Source organism: Paenibacillus agri (genome assembly GCF_013359945.1).
In the GTDB taxonomy this organism is placed as follows: Bacteria; Bacillota; Bacilli; order Paenibacillales; family Paenibacillaceae; genus Paenibacillus_AQ; species Paenibacillus_AQ agri.
Map to the genome: position 1 here is coordinate 35,404 of NZ_JABWCS010000198.1, position 18,582 is coordinate 53,985.

15 protein-coding genes are annotated in these 18,582 nt (G+C 50.1%); 8 read left to right on the forward strand and 7 right to left on the reverse strand.

Translation table 11 applies throughout. From position 1 onward, the window contains the following. The first annotated feature begins 83 nt into the window (after positions 1–83). Positions 84–1,949 carry an LTA synthase family protein gene (locus tag HPT30_RS07390; protein WP_175370775.1) on the forward strand — a complete coding sequence of 622 codons (1,866 nt, stop codon included), beginning with the start codon at positions 84–86 and terminating at the stop codon, positions 1,947–1,949. Positions 1,950–2,029: 80 nt separating this feature from the next. Here HPT30_RS07390 and HPT30_RS07395 read toward each other — a convergent pair whose 3' ends face one another. Further along, a complete protein-coding gene (locus HPT30_RS07395) occupies positions 2,030–2,461 on the reverse strand; it encodes a MarR family winged helix-turn-helix transcriptional regulator (protein WP_175370776.1) in 432 nt (143 codons plus the stop codon). A gap of 233 nt (positions 2,462–2,694) precedes the next feature. On the opposite strand from HPT30_RS07395, the gene HPT30_RS07400 reads away from it, so the two are divergent. Continuing rightward, positions 2,695–4,389 (forward strand): methyl-accepting chemotaxis protein, encoded by a 1,695-nt coding sequence (locus HPT30_RS07400; RefSeq protein WP_175370777.1) that lies wholly within the window; start codon positions 2,695–2,697, stop codon positions 4,387–4,389. A 186-nt stretch (positions 4,390–4,575) separates the two neighbouring features. Here HPT30_RS07400 and HPT30_RS07405 read toward each other — a convergent pair whose 3' ends face one another. From HPT30_RS07405 to menA, 4 genes are all read right to left on the reverse strand, one after another. Beyond that, positions 4,576–6,591 carry a putative bifunctional diguanylate cyclase/phosphodiesterase gene (locus tag HPT30_RS07405; RefSeq protein WP_175370778.1) on the reverse strand — a complete coding sequence of 672 codons (2,016 nt, stop codon included), beginning with the start codon at positions 6,589–6,591 and terminating at the stop codon, positions 4,576–4,578. A 207-nt stretch (positions 6,592–6,798) separates the two neighbouring features. Then, a complete protein-coding gene (locus HPT30_RS07410) occupies positions 6,799–8,463 on the reverse strand; it encodes a hypothetical protein (protein ID WP_175370779.1) in 1,665 nt (554 codons plus the stop codon). After that, positions 8,456–9,256, reverse strand: coding sequence for an ABC transporter ATP-binding protein (locus HPT30_RS07415; RefSeq protein ID WP_175370780.1), 801 nt, complete (start codon positions 9,254–9,256; stop codon positions 8,456–8,458). Before HPT30_RS07415 ends, HPT30_RS07410 begins: the two co-directional genes overlap by 8 nt. 248 nt (positions 9,257–9,504) lie before the next feature. Continuing rightward, positions 9,505–10,458 (reverse strand): 1,4-dihydroxy-2-naphthoate polyprenyltransferase, encoded by a 954-nt coding sequence (gene menA / locus HPT30_RS07420; protein WP_175370781.1) that lies wholly within the window; start codon positions 10,456–10,458, stop codon positions 9,505–9,507. Between the two features lie 213 nt (positions 10,459–10,671). On the opposite strand from menA, the gene HPT30_RS07425 reads away from it, so the two are divergent. The 4 genes from HPT30_RS07425 (at position 10,672) to HPT30_RS07440 (ending at position 13,984) form a co-directional block, all read left to right on the forward strand. After that, positions 10,672–11,295 carry an acetate uptake transporter gene (locus tag HPT30_RS07425; RefSeq protein WP_066378447.1) on the forward strand — a complete coding sequence of 208 codons (624 nt, stop codon included), beginning with the start codon at positions 10,672–10,674 and terminating at the stop codon, positions 11,293–11,295. Positions 11,296–11,477: 182 nt separating this feature from the next. Continuing rightward, a complete protein-coding gene (locus HPT30_RS07430) occupies positions 11,478–11,786 on the forward strand; it encodes a hypothetical protein (RefSeq protein WP_175370782.1) in 309 nt (102 codons plus the stop codon). A 131-nt stretch (positions 11,787–11,917) separates the two neighbouring features. Further along, complete coding sequence (locus HPT30_RS07435; protein ID WP_175370783.1) at positions 11,918–12,394, forward strand: DsrE/DsrF/DrsH-like family protein; 477 nt, start codon at positions 11,918–11,920, stop codon at positions 12,392–12,394. A 75-nt stretch (positions 12,395–12,469) separates the two neighbouring features. Continuing rightward, the gene (locus HPT30_RS07440) at positions 12,470–13,984 is read left to right on the forward strand and encodes an aminotransferase class V-fold PLP-dependent enzyme (protein ID WP_175370784.1); all 1,515 of its coding nucleotides are present in this window, start codon (positions 12,470–12,472) and stop codon (positions 13,982–13,984) included. A 98-nt stretch (positions 13,985–14,082) separates the two neighbouring features. Here the strand turns inward: HPT30_RS07440 and HPT30_RS07445 are convergent, their stop codons facing one another. Both HPT30_RS07445 and HPT30_RS07450 read right to left on the reverse strand, forming a co-directional pair. Further along, positions 14,083–15,000 carry an aldo/keto reductase gene (locus HPT30_RS07445; protein ID WP_175370785.1) on the reverse strand — a complete coding sequence of 306 codons (918 nt, stop codon included), beginning with the start codon at positions 14,998–15,000 and terminating at the stop codon, positions 14,083–14,085. Between the two features lie 81 nt (positions 15,001–15,081). Beyond that, positions 15,082–15,699, reverse strand: a complete 618-nt coding sequence (locus tag HPT30_RS07450) for a TVP38/TMEM64 family protein (protein WP_175370786.1) — start codon at positions 15,697–15,699, stop codon at positions 15,082–15,084. Between the two features lie 413 nt (positions 15,700–16,112). Here HPT30_RS07450 and HPT30_RS07455 point away from each other — a divergent pair, with 413 nt between their 5' ends. Continuing rightward, positions 16,113–16,958, forward strand: coding sequence for a DUF72 domain-containing protein (locus HPT30_RS07455; protein ID WP_175370787.1), 846 nt, complete (start codon positions 16,113–16,115; stop codon positions 16,956–16,958). A gap of 121 nt (positions 16,959–17,079) precedes the next feature. Further along, on the forward strand, positions 17,080–18,549 hold the full coding sequence (locus HPT30_RS07460; protein WP_175370788.1) for an alpha-amylase: 1,470 nt from the start codon (positions 17,080–17,082) through the stop codon (positions 18,547–18,549). Positions 18,550–18,582 lie beyond the last annotated feature (33 nt).

An 18,582-nucleotide genomic window follows, 5' to 3' on the forward strand; every position in this document is an offset into this window, starting at 1 on the left:
TGTTAATATGGAATTCCTTTGTCCTTACACCGCTTCCTCTGTCCGGGAAGAAGCGTGTCATCACGTAGAAAGAAGGCGGAGCTGTGTCATCCAATACCTTGAAACGGTGGATCATCAAACCCTTTGTATTCTTCACCATTATTTTTGTCCTGAAAAGTTTTCTGGCCTGGGGCGTTATCTTTGGCGATATCCTCCCTTGGAAATCTCTAATTACGGAGATTCCTTTTGCATGGGCACTTTTTTGCATTATTGAACGTTTTGCTTCCAAACGCAAATTAGGATATTACATGACGGTGAACCTGCTGGTAACCGCCATCTTTTTTGCCGCCATTATGTATTTCAAATATTACGGTGTTATTGTCACTTACCATGCCGCCGAGCAGGTGAATCAGGTCACTGCCGTCCGCAACAGCGTATTCTCACTGATGGACCCTTACTACCTCCTGATCTTCACTGATGTTATCGTACTTGGCTTCTACTTCTTCTTCAACAAGAACGGCCGGGATTACAAGAAGAAGAAGATCAACCTTGGTAGTGGAAAAGGGCGCTTCAGTATTTTGTTTGCAGTATCTCTAGCCTTGTGCCTGTTCAATATTCTGCCTAATAAAGCCAGTATGAATGAGATCAAGAAAGCACAGGAGATGGGTATTCTCAATTATGAGGCCTATACCATTTTTGCCAAAGATAAAACTGAGATTATAAATGCTAGTGATATCACCCAGGATGCTATAAACACGCTAAAAGGGGTTCGCGCTGAAGATCATTCATCCCTGCAAGGCGTTGCCAAAGGTAAGAATCTGATCATTATTCAGATGGAATCATTCCAGAACTTCCTGCTTGGACTCAAGCTGGACGGCAAGGAAGTTACGCCAAATCTGAACCGCCTGATGGAGAGCAGTCTCTACTTCCCGAATTTCTATCAAATGGTGGGGCAGGGCAACACCTCAGATGCCGAGTTTGTCGTGAATACGTCCTTCTACATTCCTCCCCGCGGCGCAGCCACGATGTCGTATGTAGACAAGACACTTCCGAGTCTGCCACGCCTGCTTCAATCCAATGGCTACCAGACCGCCACCTTCCATACGAATGATGTGGAATTCTGGAACCGCGGGGAATTGTATAGTTCTCTGGGCTGGGAGCATTATTATGATCACCAATTCTTCGGTGATGAGGACGTATTCTTCTTCGGAGCATCCGATGAAGTGCTCTACCGCAAGACGGCAGGCAAATTAAAAGAAATGAATGAAGCGGGTCAGCCATTCTATTCTCAGATTATTTCGATGTCTGCCCATCACCCTTTCACCATTCCGGCCGAGAAGTACCGGATGAAGCTGCCTGAGCGTTATGAAGGTACTTTCGTTGGTGATTACATCCGATCCCAGAACTATGCAGATGAAGCCTTTGGCCAATTTGTAGCAGAGCTGAAAGCAAACGGCGTCTGGGATAACAGTCTGATTATGATCTACGGCGACCATATGGGGCTGCCCATCTACTCACTGGATCATGACGACAAAGCATTGATGCAAGAAATCTACGGTCATGACTACAGCTATGCCAATATGATGAATATTCCGCTGATTATACATGGCGGAGGCATCACGAAGCCGCAGGTACTGGACCAGGTTGGCGGGGAGATTGATATTATGCCGACAGCCGCCGGACTGCTCGGTGTCTCCATGGAGAACAATCTGCATTTTGGCCAAGATCTGCTCAGTGAGTCTGTCAATCTGCTGCCACAGCGTTATTATCTGCCATCAGGATCGTTCATTGCCAGCTCCGGACTGCTTATTCCGGGTAGCAGCTTTGAGGACAACACACAGTATCCTATCGCTTTAGGAGGCAAAACGCCTGCTGCTACAGAGGATGAATATAACCGGGCGTTACGGCTGCTGCAGCTCTCGGACAGCTATGTAACGCAATTGCCGCTTAAGGCAGAAGGCAAGAAATAAAACCATTCCAAGAAGAAACGGCCACACTCCTATTAATCCGGAGTGTGGCCGTTTTTGCATAGTTGAAGGCTTGGTGCTTCTCAGCGTTCCTGCTTGTCCAGCATTTCGTAGTACTTGGCAAAGGCTTTAAGCTCTTCCGGTTCCAGTATGGCTAAATGCTCGGCTAGCAGTAACTTGGAACGGTATTGCGCCTCCTTCAACGACTCCTCACCTTTGGCCGTGATGGTGACCACAACCGCCCTGCGATCCTGCTCATCCGGAACCCGGGCGATGAAGCCCAGCAGCTCCAGGCGATCCAGCATCACCGTTACGGCGCTGGATTTAACCTCCATTTTCTCAGCTAACTGAATCACACGTGATTTTTTCTCGTGGGCAATCATATTGAGAAGGCCTAGTTGAGGAAACGTTAGGCCAATTTCCTTGTGCAAAGACATTTGGGACACAATTTTTCGCTGTACCCTCCACATGGATATCCCGATGCCTTCAATCACCGGATCTATTTGTTTCGACATTCCTTCAGCTCCCAATCACTTTGTCCTAAAACCAGCGTACCATTTTAACACTCCCGGATTCAATGACTCCCGGTCAATATTTTTCCAATTTCGCCATAGAGTTGTCACAACTATTCCTCAAACAAGCAAATTTCGACACAAGAATGCTGAGTTGGTTACGCTATAATCGTAGCAGTGAGCATGGAGAAAGAGACTCTTTGCGAACAATCAGTCATAATTGGTGGGGAAGAAGAATGAAATTGGCAACAAAATTAACCTGGATGATGTTCATCGTGCTGCTGCTTGTGGGCTCATCCATTGGATTCTTCGGGTATCGTGCCGCTTACAGTCAAGTGGACGAGGCCGCCGGGGTTGAATTGGTAGGCTGCGCCAATATTACAACCGGCCTGGTGAATCCAGAAGACATTTCCGCACTTACTGCGGGAGATTCAAGCAAGCTTGCTATGATAGAAGAGCGTATTGGCTGGATCGTTGCTCACAAGCCCATTTTCAAAGAAGCCTTCATCCTATCGTTGGACGGCAAAGTTCTAGCCGCTGACAGCAGCTTCCAGAAGCGCGGCTATAAAGCAGGCGATACGTTTTATTTTAGCGATGAAGACAAGTCAATGATCAACAAAATGCAGCATTCCACATATTCCAAAGTTTATACATACGATGGAACCTCCCTCAAAACCGGCTACGGTCCTATCTATCAGGATCACGATCCTGCCAAACCCATTATCGCCTTAATGGCTATCAATTTTGACGGCTCAATTATTCAGGAAAGAACGATGGATGTGGTTGTTCAGCCTTTTATCATCGGTGCAGCCATTTTTGTGATGGCTATTGTAGTCGCTTACCTGCTTATTCGCCGCATGGTCAGCCCGTTAACCCGGTTGTCCCGTTCTGTTAATCTCGTAGCCCAGGGTGATCTGACACAGGACCCTATTGTTCTGGGCAGTAAAGATGAGATAGGAACTTTAGCTCGTGACTTCAATGCCATGACTGATAATCTTCGCTTGCTGATCACCGAAGTGAATGACACTTCCTATCAGGTTGCCTCTTCCTCTGGAGAGCTGTCGGCCAGCGCTCAGGAAACCAACAGGGCCGGGGAACATAGTGTGGGGATTACCCTTGAGCTTGCCGATGGGGCGAACGCCCAGCTCCTGAATCTCGAAGACAGCTACAAAGCCGTACAGAACATGTCCAGCTTCATCTCGGAGATTGCTGCTATGGCAGGTACTGCGCTTGATCTTGCCAATGGAAATGCAGAGAAAGCCCGAACGGGCAGAGAGTCAATGGATTCTACCACAGCACAGCTGATGACTATGAGCGGCAGTATCAGTATGCTCTCTGGCATGATCAATCTTCTGTCGAGCAACTCCAAGCAAATCGAAAGCATTGTTACCGTCATCTCCAGCATCGCTGAGGAGACACATCTACTCTCCCTGAATGCAGCTATTGAAGCTGCACGGGCTGGTGAGGAAGGCCGGGGCTTCGCCGTTGTCGCCCAGTCTGTCCGCAAGCTGGCAGAACGTTCTTCTCATTCCGCTACTCAAATCGGTGATCTGATCAAAATGACCGTAAGCCAGATGGAAAAGGCGACCGAGATGATGTCTTACTCCACGCAAGAAATGGAACAGAGTAGCGAAATGATAGACCAAGCCGGGGCTTCTTTCACCGAAATTGAACTGTCGGTATCCAGCATGGCAGAGCAAAACCGGCAAATCTCTACTGTAGTTGGCCAACTCACCGAGTTAGCCTCCGGGCTAGTCACAGCCATTCAGCATGTTGTTCAGGTATCCAATCAGACTGCCGCAGGGGCGGAAAGTCTGTCGGCATCCTCCCAGCAGCAGCTTGCTGCGATGGAAGAGGTGGAGGCCGCTGCAACGATCCTGTCCTCAATGGCCGATAAGCTGCGCTTTTTGGTGGAGAAGTTCAAGGTTTGAGACCGTAGCAGCCCTAGGACTTAAGTACATATGCTTTTTAATGCAGCAAAGCAGGCCGGGGATCACCCCGGCCTGCTTTTTTTGTATAACAGAACTATGAAGCCCTATAGACAAGTTAACTCTTGTCCGGCATGATTCCGAAAGTTATGTATATTGAACATGAAAACAAAATGATTACATGTCAGATTATGATACTGCCGTATTCTCAATAAACCACTGCCCTAACTCGTTCACAGGCATCGGCCGGCCATAATAATATCCTTGCATCACTCTGCAGCCCAGTGATTGCAGCAGTTCGATCTGCTCGGTCGTTTCTACGCCTTCAGCAACGACATCCATATTCAGGTTACTGGCGATGGCAATAATATTGCTGATGATCGCTTTCTTGGAATGCAGCTTACTTTTGCGGATGAACACCTGGTCAATCTTCAGCGTATTAACCGGAATCTCATCCAAATTGCCCAGCGAAGAGAAGCCTGTACCGAAATCATCCAGTGATACCCGTACGCCCAGCAGTCTGAGCTTGGATAATTGGGCTACTGTCTCCTCCATGTTATTCATCGCGATAGATTCTGTAATCTCCAGTTCCAGAAAATGCGGCTCCAGCCCCGATTCCGCCAGCGCTTCCTCCACAACCTCATACAGCCCGTTTCCTTCGAACATCCGTGCTGACATATTAACGGAGACAGCGACATTCGCCACTTCCTCCTGATGCCAGAGCCTGTTCTGGCTACATACATCATGCAGCATCCAGTAGGTGATAGGCACGATCAAACCAGTCTCCTCAGCTATCGGAATAAATTCCGAGGGAGAGATGATTCCATGCTCAGGATGTCTCCACCGCAGTAAGGCTTCAAGCCCAACCGTCACATTCAACAACGAATCCCATTTGGGCTGGTACACGACCATGAATTCAGAACGGGCCAACGCCTTGCGCAGATCCTTCTCCAGCGACATCCGCCGCAGCTGGTGACGATTCATCTCCTGATCGAAAATGCTGTATTTATTCTTGCCGGAGTCCTTAGAGGTGTAAAGTGCAGTATCTGCGGCTTTCATCAAGGACGACCGGTCAGTGCCATGTAGAGGAGTCAGGCTGATCCCGACGCTTGCTGTCACGTACAGTTCATTACCCTGGATGCTGTAGAAGTGTTTGAGCTCCTGCAGAATACGCTCGGCTACTTCTTCCGCTTCTGGCACCGAGCACATAGGCAGAGCGATGAGGAATTCGTCCCCGCCTAGCCGAAACACCTTCCCCATGGTGCCGACACAGCCTTCCAGTCTTTTGGCGACCTCCTGCAGCAGCATATCCCCAATATCATGCCCCAGCGTATCGTTAATCGATTTGAAGCGGTCCAGATCCACAAAGAACACCGCCCCGGAGGTTCCCCCGAAGAAATCTCCAAGAAAGTAACGCTCGAGGCCATGCCGGTTAGGCAGTCCGGTCAGCGGATCATGATAAGCCATCCGTTCAAGCACATGCCGGTCCAGGAAAACGGCTCCTCCGGAGACCGCAAGCATCAGTACCGTTACAATCGATACGCCGCTCAGCAGAATTACATCCGTATCCATCAGGAGGGATGAGGACCCCGGCCCTTTGTAATATTCCCACTGGCTGGCTCGGAGACTGAAATAATGAAGCCCTGTCACCGAAAGTCCAATCAATATTGCGAAATAGAGTTTCCACTTATTGAAGCTAGGATGATCCTTGAACTTGCGAAGCAAATAGAGGCCCATGGAAGACATCAGCACAGCGGCTAGAATTGAGATAACCTGTGAGAGGATAGGATAGCGAATCCCCCCCTCCAGCACGATAGAAGACATCCCGATATCATGCATGGCAGAGCTTCCCACGCCAAGCAGTAGGCCCCCGGCACCCGCTTGCCAAAGCTTGAGACGGTGCGCAAACACAACCCAGAACGCAGCATAAGAAGATAACATACACACCAGCAAGGACAGCAGCGCTTTACCCGGCTGGTAGCTGACTTCAAATGGTAAACGGCCGGCCATTATGCCGATATAATGCATTGCCCATAGGCCACTGCCAAGAACACAGGATGCTGACAGCATCCACATTCGCCGGATTTTACCGGCAGAACGGGAAACTTGTGAAAGCAAATTCACGGCAGCATAAACCGCAGCAGAGACCAGCGCGAAAGTTAGTAAAACGATCCAAATATTATAACGGATTCCCATTTGATCCATGTGTCAACCTCTTCACCGGTATAGTAATTATCATCATCGCCACAGTGCGTTTCTCAAGTCAGGATCAGTACACGTATATCGGATAAATGGAAGAGTGCGTAAAGATTACAGGCTATCCCTGGAAAAGCAACTTTAGGTGTAATTTTACCTTTTATTAATCAGACTGTCTAAGTAAATACTGGAACTTGCCCCCTGTTTTGGTCTCCGTTAAAAAATGTCCATATTTGACATCCCAGAGGGTTTCGTTCTCTTCCCTTCGGGGAATGTACGCCGCCAGAGCAAATAATTGCCGACAGCCAGCAGCACAAGGTATATGTAGACGCCACCTGTCAGTAAGGTCGCCAGATAATGCAGGCCCACCATGCCGATCAGCAGGAACAGCATCAGAAAGCTGCTTCCCGTAAATTCCTTCTGCTTAGCTGCTTCAAAGCGTTCTGAAAAAGGCAGCGACCGAGGCAGCAACAGGAAGCACAGCACCGCATAAATAAAATTCGCAAACAGTACAACCACAAGGTCCGGCAGAATCCTAACTCCGTAGAGCACTGTGAACACCACCGCTTCTGCCAGGAAAACCGGTACAAACAACCGGAGCAGAGCAGCCTTGAGCATGCCTCTGTACACTGTATGATCACCCGGTAGTGGAATTACTTTGTAAATCCATGCTCCTTTATAACTTCCTGAATACCGCAGCATTTGCACAACGGTCATCATCAGCGTGGCGCTAAAGTAAATGAACAGGTAGGTCTTTGAATTCCCGATACCGCCACCATCTCCTAGCCAGATCATATTTAAGATAAATATGAAAGGGAACACAATGGAGAAGCCTAGCGTCGGATATACCTTTAGCTTAAAGTCCCGTTCTGTCTTCATCATGGACCAGGTAAATCGAAAGAACATGCCCTCTTCCCGGCTCCGGCAAACTACAGTAGATAGCCATCCAGATAATCTCGCTGCTTCCCGGCCACCGACCTCTTGTGCCGATAGCTTTTGCAGGCTTTTCTCAAATTGAGGCATAAGCTTTATGTATATGATGATCAGGAGGAGCGGGAGAATAATCGCCAAACCGGACAACACGCTAAAATGAATGCCTCTCCCTCCACCAAATGCCAGCTCAAACGGGGCAGCAAACCAGACAGGAGGAATAAGATATTGCCACCATGCCGGTATGAAGGATGCGCTAAACTCCGCCAGGTTAAACAGCCTGGAAATCAGTTGGTAGCCAACGGTTATGGCAATCATCAGTACAATCTGCACATAGTTTATGATATCTTTCAATCTTTCTCCGTCGAAAAGCTTCAGGATCAGCAGGTACAGAAATCCTGTAATCACCAGGATGAAGCAATTCATCAGCACAATGGCTACACAGTATAAAAGAAAGAACAACGGCCCCTGCCGGAATAGCGAGACGATCAGAGTGGGCCCGGCAAGGCTTAACGTGAGGGTAAACAGATAGATTAGCACATGGATGTTCTTGGCCATATTCAGGGTACGGCGATTCACCGGTTTGGAGAACAGAATGTTCTTGTCCCGAAGATCCAGCAGGACGGACGAAAAGTCGGAGACCAGTGTAGTCGTGATCATGAACATCACCACACCCAGAACCAGACTCATTTGCAGCATGTAATGGCCGGATGGAATGATGAGCGGGATCAAGAACGTACCCATTATCAAGTAAACCCACTGCGGGCGAAACGGCGAGCCTTCCTTCGGCTCGGCTGATCTTTGCGTAGCCGCAAGAACTGTAGGTGCCCTTCTCCCATCCATTGTCAGTTTGACTTGTAGAATGCTGCGCATAACGCCGTAATCGATGCCAGCTCTGCAGAACAGTCCCTCCAGCCGATCCAATAGCTTCAGCACCCGAAAATCATTCATCTGCAGCACCTTCTTGAATTATGGTCACGAATTCACCGGCGATATCCCGGTATTTGTCAAAGCCGGTCAACTGGTTAAAAATCTCTTCAAGCGAGCCTTCCCGGCTCTGGTCCTTCAGCTCCGCAAAGCTGCCATCGGCCACAATGTCCCCTCCAGCAATAAGCACAATACGGCTGCTGATCTTCTCGACAACATCCATGATATGCGAGGAGTAGAAAATGGTCTTGCCTCGTGCGGCCAGTGAAGCGAAAATCTCCTTCACCACCATAACACTATTGGCATCAAGACCGCTTAGCGGCTCGTCGAGGAACAGAATATCCGGGTCATGCAGCATGCTGGAGATCAGCAGCACTTTCTGCTTCATTCCTTTGGAAAAGGAGGAGATGCGCATGTCGTAGGCCTTTTCCAGACCAAGCAGAGTGGTCAGCCGCTTGGCCTTGTCATCTGCATCGCTCCGCTTCATGCCGTACAGCTCGCCAATGAAGCACAGATACTCCCGTGCCGTCAGGCTATCATATAGTTCCGCGACTTCCGGCACATAGCCGATCCGTCTCTTATAAGTGTTGTCGCCATCAGCGATATCCTTCCCGAAGATCTCTACGGTCCCGTTATATCCCTCAACCAAACCAAGCATGATCTTAACCGTCGTGCTTTTACCAGCACCGTTTGGGCCGATATAGCCGATAATCTGCCCCGGATAGACCTCCAAATCAATCCCCCGGAGAACCATTCTGTCTGAGTAATTCATCCACAAGCCAGAGATTGAAATCACCGGCTTCTCTGCAACAGCCATTCCTTTCATCTCCTTCCAAATTAACCTGTTATCCCAAGCTGATCTTCCGGAAGCTAGCGGAAGACCTGCCTTAAATTAGGTTACTTTACCTTATTCTAGCGGAAACTATTCCCTCTTACTATCCTTAATGACACATTATTCGGGAAAACGACGCCGCTTTGGACAAACTGCAATGATTTGGCACAATTCAAAAAGCAGCACCCCCGGAGTCGTTCCGAAAGGTGCTGCTAGATATAGAATGAATGGAATTAAGCTAAATTCTGCAAAAGTACCGCTATACCCAAAACCATGATACGGGCAGCATTCATCAGGATGAAATTTTTAACGGAAAGAATAAAGGTGCTGGCCTTCTCCTGCTTCGCATGAAACGTTGCAACATTGCGGCGGAGCGGAATTAGAGTCAGAAGGATCAGCAGGACGAGCACCGGATGAACCTTCAGGATCAATAACACTACAAGGTCAAGATAAGAGACATAATATAGCAGTTTGAACAACAGGAGTGCCCGCTCTCTACCAATATAGACAGGAAGAGTGTATCTGCGGTTTTCAATATCCTCCTCGATGTCGCATATATTGTTCGCCAGCATAATACCCGAAATCCCCAAAATGGCTGGCACAGAAAACCAGAAGAGATAAATTACCTCTACAAGATTAATATGTAGATTGACCCAGCCCCCCTGAATCAGTAGCGAGACGACACTATTGTCAGTATGGATATAGGCCGAGATAAAGATAATGACGAAGCCCATGAACAGCCCGGAGAACAACTCTCCCAGCGGCATCCGTGAGATTGGAATGGGACCAAAGGAATACAGAATGCCAATGAGGAACGACAATCCCCCCAGCAGGAAGACCAGAAGGCCTGTCTGTGACACCAGCGCAATCCCGCCCCCGGCCGCCAGCACGAGCAGGATGATAATGGTCGCAACCACCGTACGCTCTTTCAGCTTAAAATGAACGATCGCATTATGCGTCTCATAGCCATAGCCATATGTTTTGGATGCTTTTTTGAAATCATAATAATTGTTAATCGCCGTCGTAGCCATATCAAAACTCAGCAGAGAAATGAACATCAGACCAAACCGCAGAATATAAAAATCCTCGAACCGGTACAAGGCGTACAACGTCCCCATTAGAAAAGGAATCATGCTCGCTGCCTTCGTCGGCAGCTCCACAAACTTCAGAAAACTTCTTACATTCAAATCGATCACCCTTATCACTTAAATGAACAGTTCATATCATAGAGTCATTATATCGTAATTTCGAGGTGACCTGTCAGGAATCGACAGGAAATGAACAAAAAATCATTCCAGAGAAGCAGGGCAGTATGATATGATAGGCAGGCCAATAACAGCGCCCTTCAGGGTGCTGTTGTCATGAGCGAACACTTTTAAATAATGGAGGCATTAACTTTTATGTCAGCGCAACCGCAATCCCCCCAATCCGTCAAGATCGTCACTGCCGATCCTGGTGCCATTGGCCTGTTCGGACTAGCTATCGTCACGCTGGTCGCATCTTCACAGAAGCTCGAGATTACCTCGGGACTCAGCTATGTCATTCCTTGGGCTATTTTCCTGGGCGCCTTCGCCCAGCTATTTGCCAGCATTCAGGATGCTAAGCACAATAATACCTTCGGCATGACCGCCTTTGGAGCCTATGCCTTCTTCTGGTTCGGCATGGCCGCCAGCTGGCTGATCAAGCTCGGTGTATTCGGAACAACCCTGGCCGAAGCCGTGGATCCGAAGCAGCTCGGATTTGTGTTTCTGGGATACCTGATCTTCACGCTCTTCATGACGATCGGTGCCGTGGAGGCCAATAAGGTCCTGCTGATCATCTTCATCCTGATTGACTTCCTGTTCCTGGGTCTGACGTTTGATTCTTTCGGGATTGCGGCTGAAGCCTTTCATAAACTGGCTGCCTTTGCAGAGCTAGGCATCGCTCTGGTCTCCTTCTATGGCTGCGGAGCTTCGGTACTGAACGCTCACTTCGGACGTTCGTTCCTGCCAATGGGCGCGCCACTGCGTATTTTCAAAAAATAAGGATTCAATACCTGCATCAAAAACAACGGATAAACGTACACCTGCCACTCTGGCGGAGCGCGTTTATCCTTTTTTTATGCAGATGTGCTGTCCCTCACGGATAGGCGTGGTACACTATCTGTATACCGCAATAATCAGATTAGAACCCTCATGTTAACCGAAAGGATTTGGAGACAATGAATGTGTTCACTTCTTCTGAATGGATTGGAACGGCCGTATTTGCCCTAATTCTTCTCATTATTGCTTATCGCGTCATTCGTGGGCTTCCCAAGATGACAGGAGACATCGCCGCTTTTCGCAAAAGAACACTCGTCTGGACCCAGGTGGCGCTGGTATTGACCGTACTTCAATTGAATTTCAAGGCCGGGGATTGGCGCTTCGCCATTATCCTGGGTATGATCGTTCTCTTCACCGGCAGCATCTGGCTGGCCGCTCGCCGTGAAGATCTTCGCAGCGGTGCAGGAGCAGATCCTGCCGGACATAATAAATAGATTCAAGGCTCCCGCAAGGGAGCTTTTTTCATGTCCTCCCGCTGAAGTGCGAACAAGTTGTGACAAAAGCATAGTTCATGCCAGCCTAACCATACTAAGCTCATTCCAAGAGGATTACGGAGGGATGACGGATGGGCAAAAAGATGAATCTGCTGATGTTCAGCGGGGACTATGATAAAGCAATGGCGGGATTGATCCTGGCAAATACTGCTCGGGATATCGAATGCGAGGTGACCATGTTCTTTGCGTTCTGGGGGCTGTTCCTGGTCCGTGACCCGGAGAAGATGACACTGGAGGACAAAAGTATTTACGAAAAGCTGATGGATGTCATGACCCCCAAAGGACCAGAACAACTCCCCCTGTCACGGATGAATTTTAGCGGGCTGGGCCGGATGATGCTGGAAGAGATGATGGAGGCGCAGGGCGCACCGAAGTTAATTCATTTTCTCAAGGGCGCCCGTAAAAAGAACATCAAGTTCTATGCCTGCAAGCTCTCCGTGGAAATCATGGGCTTCAAACCGGAGGAATTCCTGCCGGAAGTAGAGATTATTGATGCGGCAGCTTATTTGAAGGATGCGCTGGAGAGTGACATGCAGCTGTTCATCTAACTCTCAAGCTTGGGCGTTAACCTATTCACTGAGCGGGGCATATACTGAGGCCAAAGAAACTACAGGCTGGAGGGAATGTCCGTGCTGAATATCATCCCCGCCTCTTCCCGGGAGACGCCATCTTCGCTGCAAACTTACTTTGCATCCTTTCGCGAGCACACCATCGGAACAGGATTTACGCTTACGACACCCTATGGCAGACAGCCTCTCTTGTACGCTGACTGGACCGCCAGCGGACGTCTTTACGAGCCCATCGAGCGCCGAATGCTGGAGACGTTCGGCCCTTATGTCAGCAACCCCCATACTGAATCCAACACTACCGGGCTGACAATGACCTTGGCCTATATCGAGGCCCGGAATATTATTAAAGCCCATGTCCACGCCGAGCCGCAGGATGCGCTGCTCTTCTGCGGCAACGGCACCACTGGGGCAATAAACAAGCTCCAGCGCATTCTGGGCTTGAAGATGCCGGAATGGCTGCATGGCAGAAGCCTTGATCCTGAAGACCGACCGGTCATCTTCGTCAGCCACATGGAGCATCATTCTAACCTTCTGCCCTGGCAGGAGAGTCTTGGCGATGTCGTTACTGTACCTCCGGCAGCGGACGGGAACATCGATCTGAATCAGCTCGAATACCTGCTGCGTCTTTACCGGCACCGGCGCCTGAAAATCGGCGCCTTCACGGCCTGTTCCAATGTGACAGGCGTCCGTACACCCTACCATCAGCTCGCCGCAGCCATGCATCGCCACGGTGGGGTCTGCTTTGTTGATTTTGCCGCCAGCGCCCCCTATGAGCTGATCGATATGCATCCGGCTTCACCGCAGGAGAAGCTCGACGCGATCTTCTTCTCCCCGCATAAATTCCTCGGCGGGCCCGGAAGCAGCGGCGTGCTGCTGTTCGACTCCGCCCTTTATCGCAGCCGCCTTCCCGACGAGCCTGGCGGCGGCACCGTGGTTTGGGTCGATGCCTGGGGCGGCCGCCGCTACATAGAGGATATAGAAACCCGCGAGGATGGCGGCACGCCGGGCTTCCTGCAGGCCTTCCGCACTGCACTGGCTATTCATCTGAAAGAAGCCATGAACGGGGGCGGTGAATACATGCTGCTCAGGGAGCGGGAACTTTGCCGGCAGCTGCTGGATGGATTGCAGACTATACCCGGATTAACCGTATTGGCCGGAGAGCAACAGGAACGGCTAGGGATTGTTTCCTTTACGATACGCGATATCCACTATAACCTCGCGGTGCAGCTGCTGAACGACCGCTTCGGCATCCAGGCCCGCGGAGGCTGTTCTTGCGCGGGTCCCTACGGCCATCATCTGCTGGGGCTCGGCCCTAAGGAATCGGCTGGCTTTATCAAGGCTATCTACGCTGGAGATCAGTCATTTAAGCCGGGCTGGGTCCGGTTTTCGCTCCACCCCATCATGACAGATAAAGAAGTGGCGCGAATGGTCTCAGCCATCCGCGCCATCGTAATGCATATTGAAGAGTGGAGACAGGATTACAGGTATAACCCCGAAACTAACGGCTGGCAGCACATTACTGCTGCCGCACCGGCAATTAAGGATACCGCCGGGTGGTTTCGCCTGTGAGTTTCGTTAACCCCGCTGACCTCCAGCGTAACTAACATCTAGATGTCTGATCAGCGAGACATCTTATTATTGAGATAGCCTATTTGCGAAACAGCCTACTATAGAGACTGCCCGTCCTTTACCATGCCCAGATCAGCGGCAGCCGCATTGGCGATGACCTGTGCGACATCCTTGCAGCCAGGAATTACACTCGTTACTGCAGGATGCTGAAGGCACCAGCCCAAGGCCCATTGCGCCATTGGAATGCCTTCCGGCACTTCACTTTCTGCAATCTTAGCGACTTCGAGCAATTGCTTCTGCCGCGTGTCCGCATTGTGATTCGCCCGGACATCACCGGTCGGGAAGGCCGCATCCGGCTTATATTTCCCGCTTAGATAGCCGCTGGCAAGCGGTACCCGTGCCAGCACACCCAGGTTATGCTTGGCGCACAGCGGGAAGACTTCTTCTTCCGGGCCGCGTTCCAGACGGTTATATACGACCTGTATGGCCTCTGCCCCAACTGCCTGAGCGGAGGCTGTCTGGTGAACACCTGTGCCAGAGGCACTAATGGAAATTCCTAAGTGACGAATTTTTCCGGCCTGCACCTGTCTATCCAGCATGCTCCACAGTTTGTCGTTCTCGAACTCGGCGTCGGTCCCCGAATGGAACTGATAGAGATCGACATACTCGGTCTGGAGCGATTTAAGTGAATCATCCAGTTGCTTCAGCACCTGATCGGCACTCCATAGCTGTTCCCGCTGGAGATGTCCCTTGAATCCGTGGCCGAACTTGGTCGCCACAATCCAGTCCTCACGTTTACGACGGGCCAGATAGTTACCAATGAACCTCTCAGACAAGTGGTCGCCGTAACATTCTGCTGTATCAATCAGATTGATTCCAAGTTCCCCGGATTTGTCCAGCATGGCATCAACTTCGTTTTGGGTAAAATCCTTGCCCCATTCCCCGCCAAACTGCCAGGTCCCAATTCCGATCACAGACACATTCAGTCCCGTGCTTCCAAGCTTGCGGTATTTCATAACGCCACCTCATCCTTTCATATCTGGAGTTTAATTAAACTTGAGATCTCTGCTTGTCCTCTATGTTACTTTTTGTCCAAATTATTTGCCACTGCCGCCATCACTTGCTGTTCTAGTAAAATAACTTTCTATAGCTTTGACGCCCCAGAAAGACAACGCTATAAAGAGCAGTACGTATAATCCTTCCGCGGGACGGCGGATAAAGCGCTCCAGATCATTGCCGATATAGGAGACCGCAAACACCATAATCGCTTTGCCCGCGATCAAAGCCAATAGATAGGAACGCAGCCGCATTCCGGCCAGTCCGGCAGCCATATTAATGACAACGAATGGTCCTACGGGAAACAAACTAAGCAGAAACACATAACTGAAGCCCCGCTGGCGTACCCAGGTCATACTCTTCGCCACCTTTGGGCGCAGGGCCCATTTGCGCAGATAGGGGTGGGAAGCGATTTTGCGCACAATCAGAAAAGTCGTTACACAGCCCGCGACCAGACCAATCCACGAATACAAAAAGCCAAGCCACAAACCATACACCGCACCGTTCAAACCGACGATAGCGATGGTAGGCAGGGGTGGCACAAATGATTTCATAAAAGTTAATGCAATGCCCGGAAAAGGGCCGAACGAACGATATTGTTCCAGCATGTGCCGCAGATTATCCTCTGTCAGCCATGAGGCGATATCCAGATAGTACATAACGTGCCGCTCTCCTCATCCATCCTGTAATAGTAGCTCCATGCCACTTCAGGTTAATCACTAAGCACTGAGCTTCAATTATACAATACATTGGGACAAAATTGACGTGGCGAATTTGGTACGGGCATCTTCATCCCGCAGGCATAGTTCTGTTATAATCCGGGTTAATAACCATTATGAAGGTGGGCGATTATGGACATTCAATCCAATTTCATATACTCTCTGCGAGAGTGCATCAAGAGCGGCGATGCCTTTGAATCACTGCAGATCATGTCCATCCTGCGGCCTGAGTATGAGGGACGGGCCTAGACACGTCCATGCACTACCTGTTTGCGAACCTGTATTTTTAGTTTATATAGAAGATACATGTACCCTAACGAACATCCAGAGCGCAGCCAAGGAGGAGACCACCTTTGATCAAAATAGGGCTGACCGGCTTCGGCGACCATGAGGAATTGTACGGAAAAATCAAACCGGCCGAACGGTTGTCTACATACAGCGCCCATTTTTCCATTGTAGAAATCGACAGTTCCTTCTACGCGGTTCAGCCGGTCAGAAATTATGTGAAATGGGTCAACCAAACCCCGGACGGATTCCAGTTCATCGTGAAAGCCTATCAGGGAATGACTGGTCATCTACGCGATAAAAAGAATTACTTTGATACAAAGGACGCTATGTTCGCCGCTTTCCACGAATCCATCCAGCCTGTTATCGAATCCGGCAAGCTGGCCATGACACTGTTCCAGTTCCCACCCTGGTTCGACTGCACCAAGGATAATGTGGATATGCTGCGCGATATCAGAGCGCGGATGAAAGACGTGCCCTGCGCCCTTGAATTTCGCCATGAGAGCTGGTACAGCCCGGCATTCCGCGACAAGACGCTGCATTTCATGGCGCGTGAGGGCTGGATTCATACGATAGTGGATGAGCCGCAGGCCGGGACTGGCTCGATTCCGATTGTAGCGGTGGCTACTTCCCCGGACATCACTTATGTGCGACTGCACGGCCGCAATGTCTCCGGCTGGCACCAAAGCAGCCACCCGGATTGGCGCAAGCTGCGCTACCTATACCGGTATGATCAGGAAGAACTCGGCGAGTGGAAGGAACGTCTGTTGAAGCTGGAGAAAAGCTGCCGTAATCTCTACGTAGTCTTCAACAACAATTCTGGCGGTGATGCTACTGACAACGCCAAGGAGCTTCAGAACATGCTCGGCATAGACGGCGGTCTGGCTCCGCGCCAGCTTGATCTCTTTCAATAGCCTAAAAAAAGATCATGACATCTGCAAATAACTGGTATTCCCTCCCTTTAAAAAGTGAAGAATAACCGAAGAAGCCTGAAGAGCGATCTGAAAGCACTGCAGCAGCGAAGGAGGCAGAGAGATGAAGAGAAATCATACGATGATGCAGTTTTTCGAGTGGCATGTTGCAGCAGACGGGAAGCACTGGAAACATCTCGCGGAAATGGCACCAGAGCTGAGCAGCACGGGGATTGACGCCATATGGATTCCGCCCGTGACCAAGGCCGTCTCCGCAGAAGATACCGGATATGGTGTCTATGACCTCTATGATCTCGGTGAATATGACCAAAAAGGTACAGTACGCACCAAATACGGTACCAAGCAAGAACTGGTCGACGCCATTGCCGAGTGCCAAAAGAATGGCATCGCTGTGTATGTTGATCTCGTCATGAACCATAAGGCCGGTGCGGACGAGACCGAGGTATTCAAGGTAGTCGAGGTCGATCCCCATGACCGGATGAAGGAAATTTCGCAGCCGTTCGAGATCGAGGGATGGACCAAGTTCACTTTTCCGGGACGCGGAGACGAGCATTCTGCCTTCAAGTGGAATTTCGATCATTTCAATGGCACGGACTTCAATGCCAAGGAGGGCCGTTCCGGGGTATTTCGTATTGTAGGTGAGAACAAGACCTGGAATAAGAACGTGGATGATGAGTTCGGCAACTATGATTATCTGATGTTCGCAAATATTGATTACAGCCATCCTGCAGTCAAAAAGGAAATGCTCCAGTGGGGAGGATGGCTGGTGGATACACTGCAATGCAGCGGCTACCGCCTCGACGCTATCAAGCACATTAACCATGAATTTATAAAAGAATTTGCAGCGGAGATGGTGCACAAGCGTGGGGAGGATTTCTACATCGTAGGCGAATTCTGGAATCCTGATCTTGCCTCCTGCCGCGAATTTCTGGACACGGTGGATTATCGGATTGATCTCTTTGACGTATCGCTGCACTACAAGCTGCATTCTGCCGCTCTTGGCGGGCGGGATTTTGATCTAAGCACCATTTTCAATGATACATTGGTGCAAAGCCATCCCGGCAATGCGGTCACCTTCGTCGACAACCATGACTCCCAGCCGCATGAGGCGCTGGAATCATGGGTTGGTGACTGGTTCAAACAAATTGCTTATGCTCTCATTTTGCTGCGCCGCGACGGGTATCCCGTCGTCTTCTACGGTGACTATTACGGGATCGGCGGCCCGGACCCGATCGAAGGCAAGAAAGCCGCGATCGACCCGTTGCTGTACGCCCGTTACCACAAAGCTTACGGTGAGCAAAAGGATTATTTGGATCACCCCAACACGATCGGATGGGTACGGCTCGGAGTGGAGGAAATCAAAGGCTCCGGCTGTGCAGTGGTTATCTCCAATGGCGACAAAGGTGAGAAGCGGATGCAGGTAGGCAAGCATCGCGCCGGTGAGGTGTGGGTGGATTTCACTGGCACCCGCAAGGAGAAACTTACGATTGGGCAGGACGGCTGGGCAGTCTTTCCTGTAGACGGCGGAAGCGTCTCTGTCTGGGCCCTTCCCCACGAGGAGAATGAAGAGTGATAGGGATAACACTGCCGCGCTTAATCTTACCTT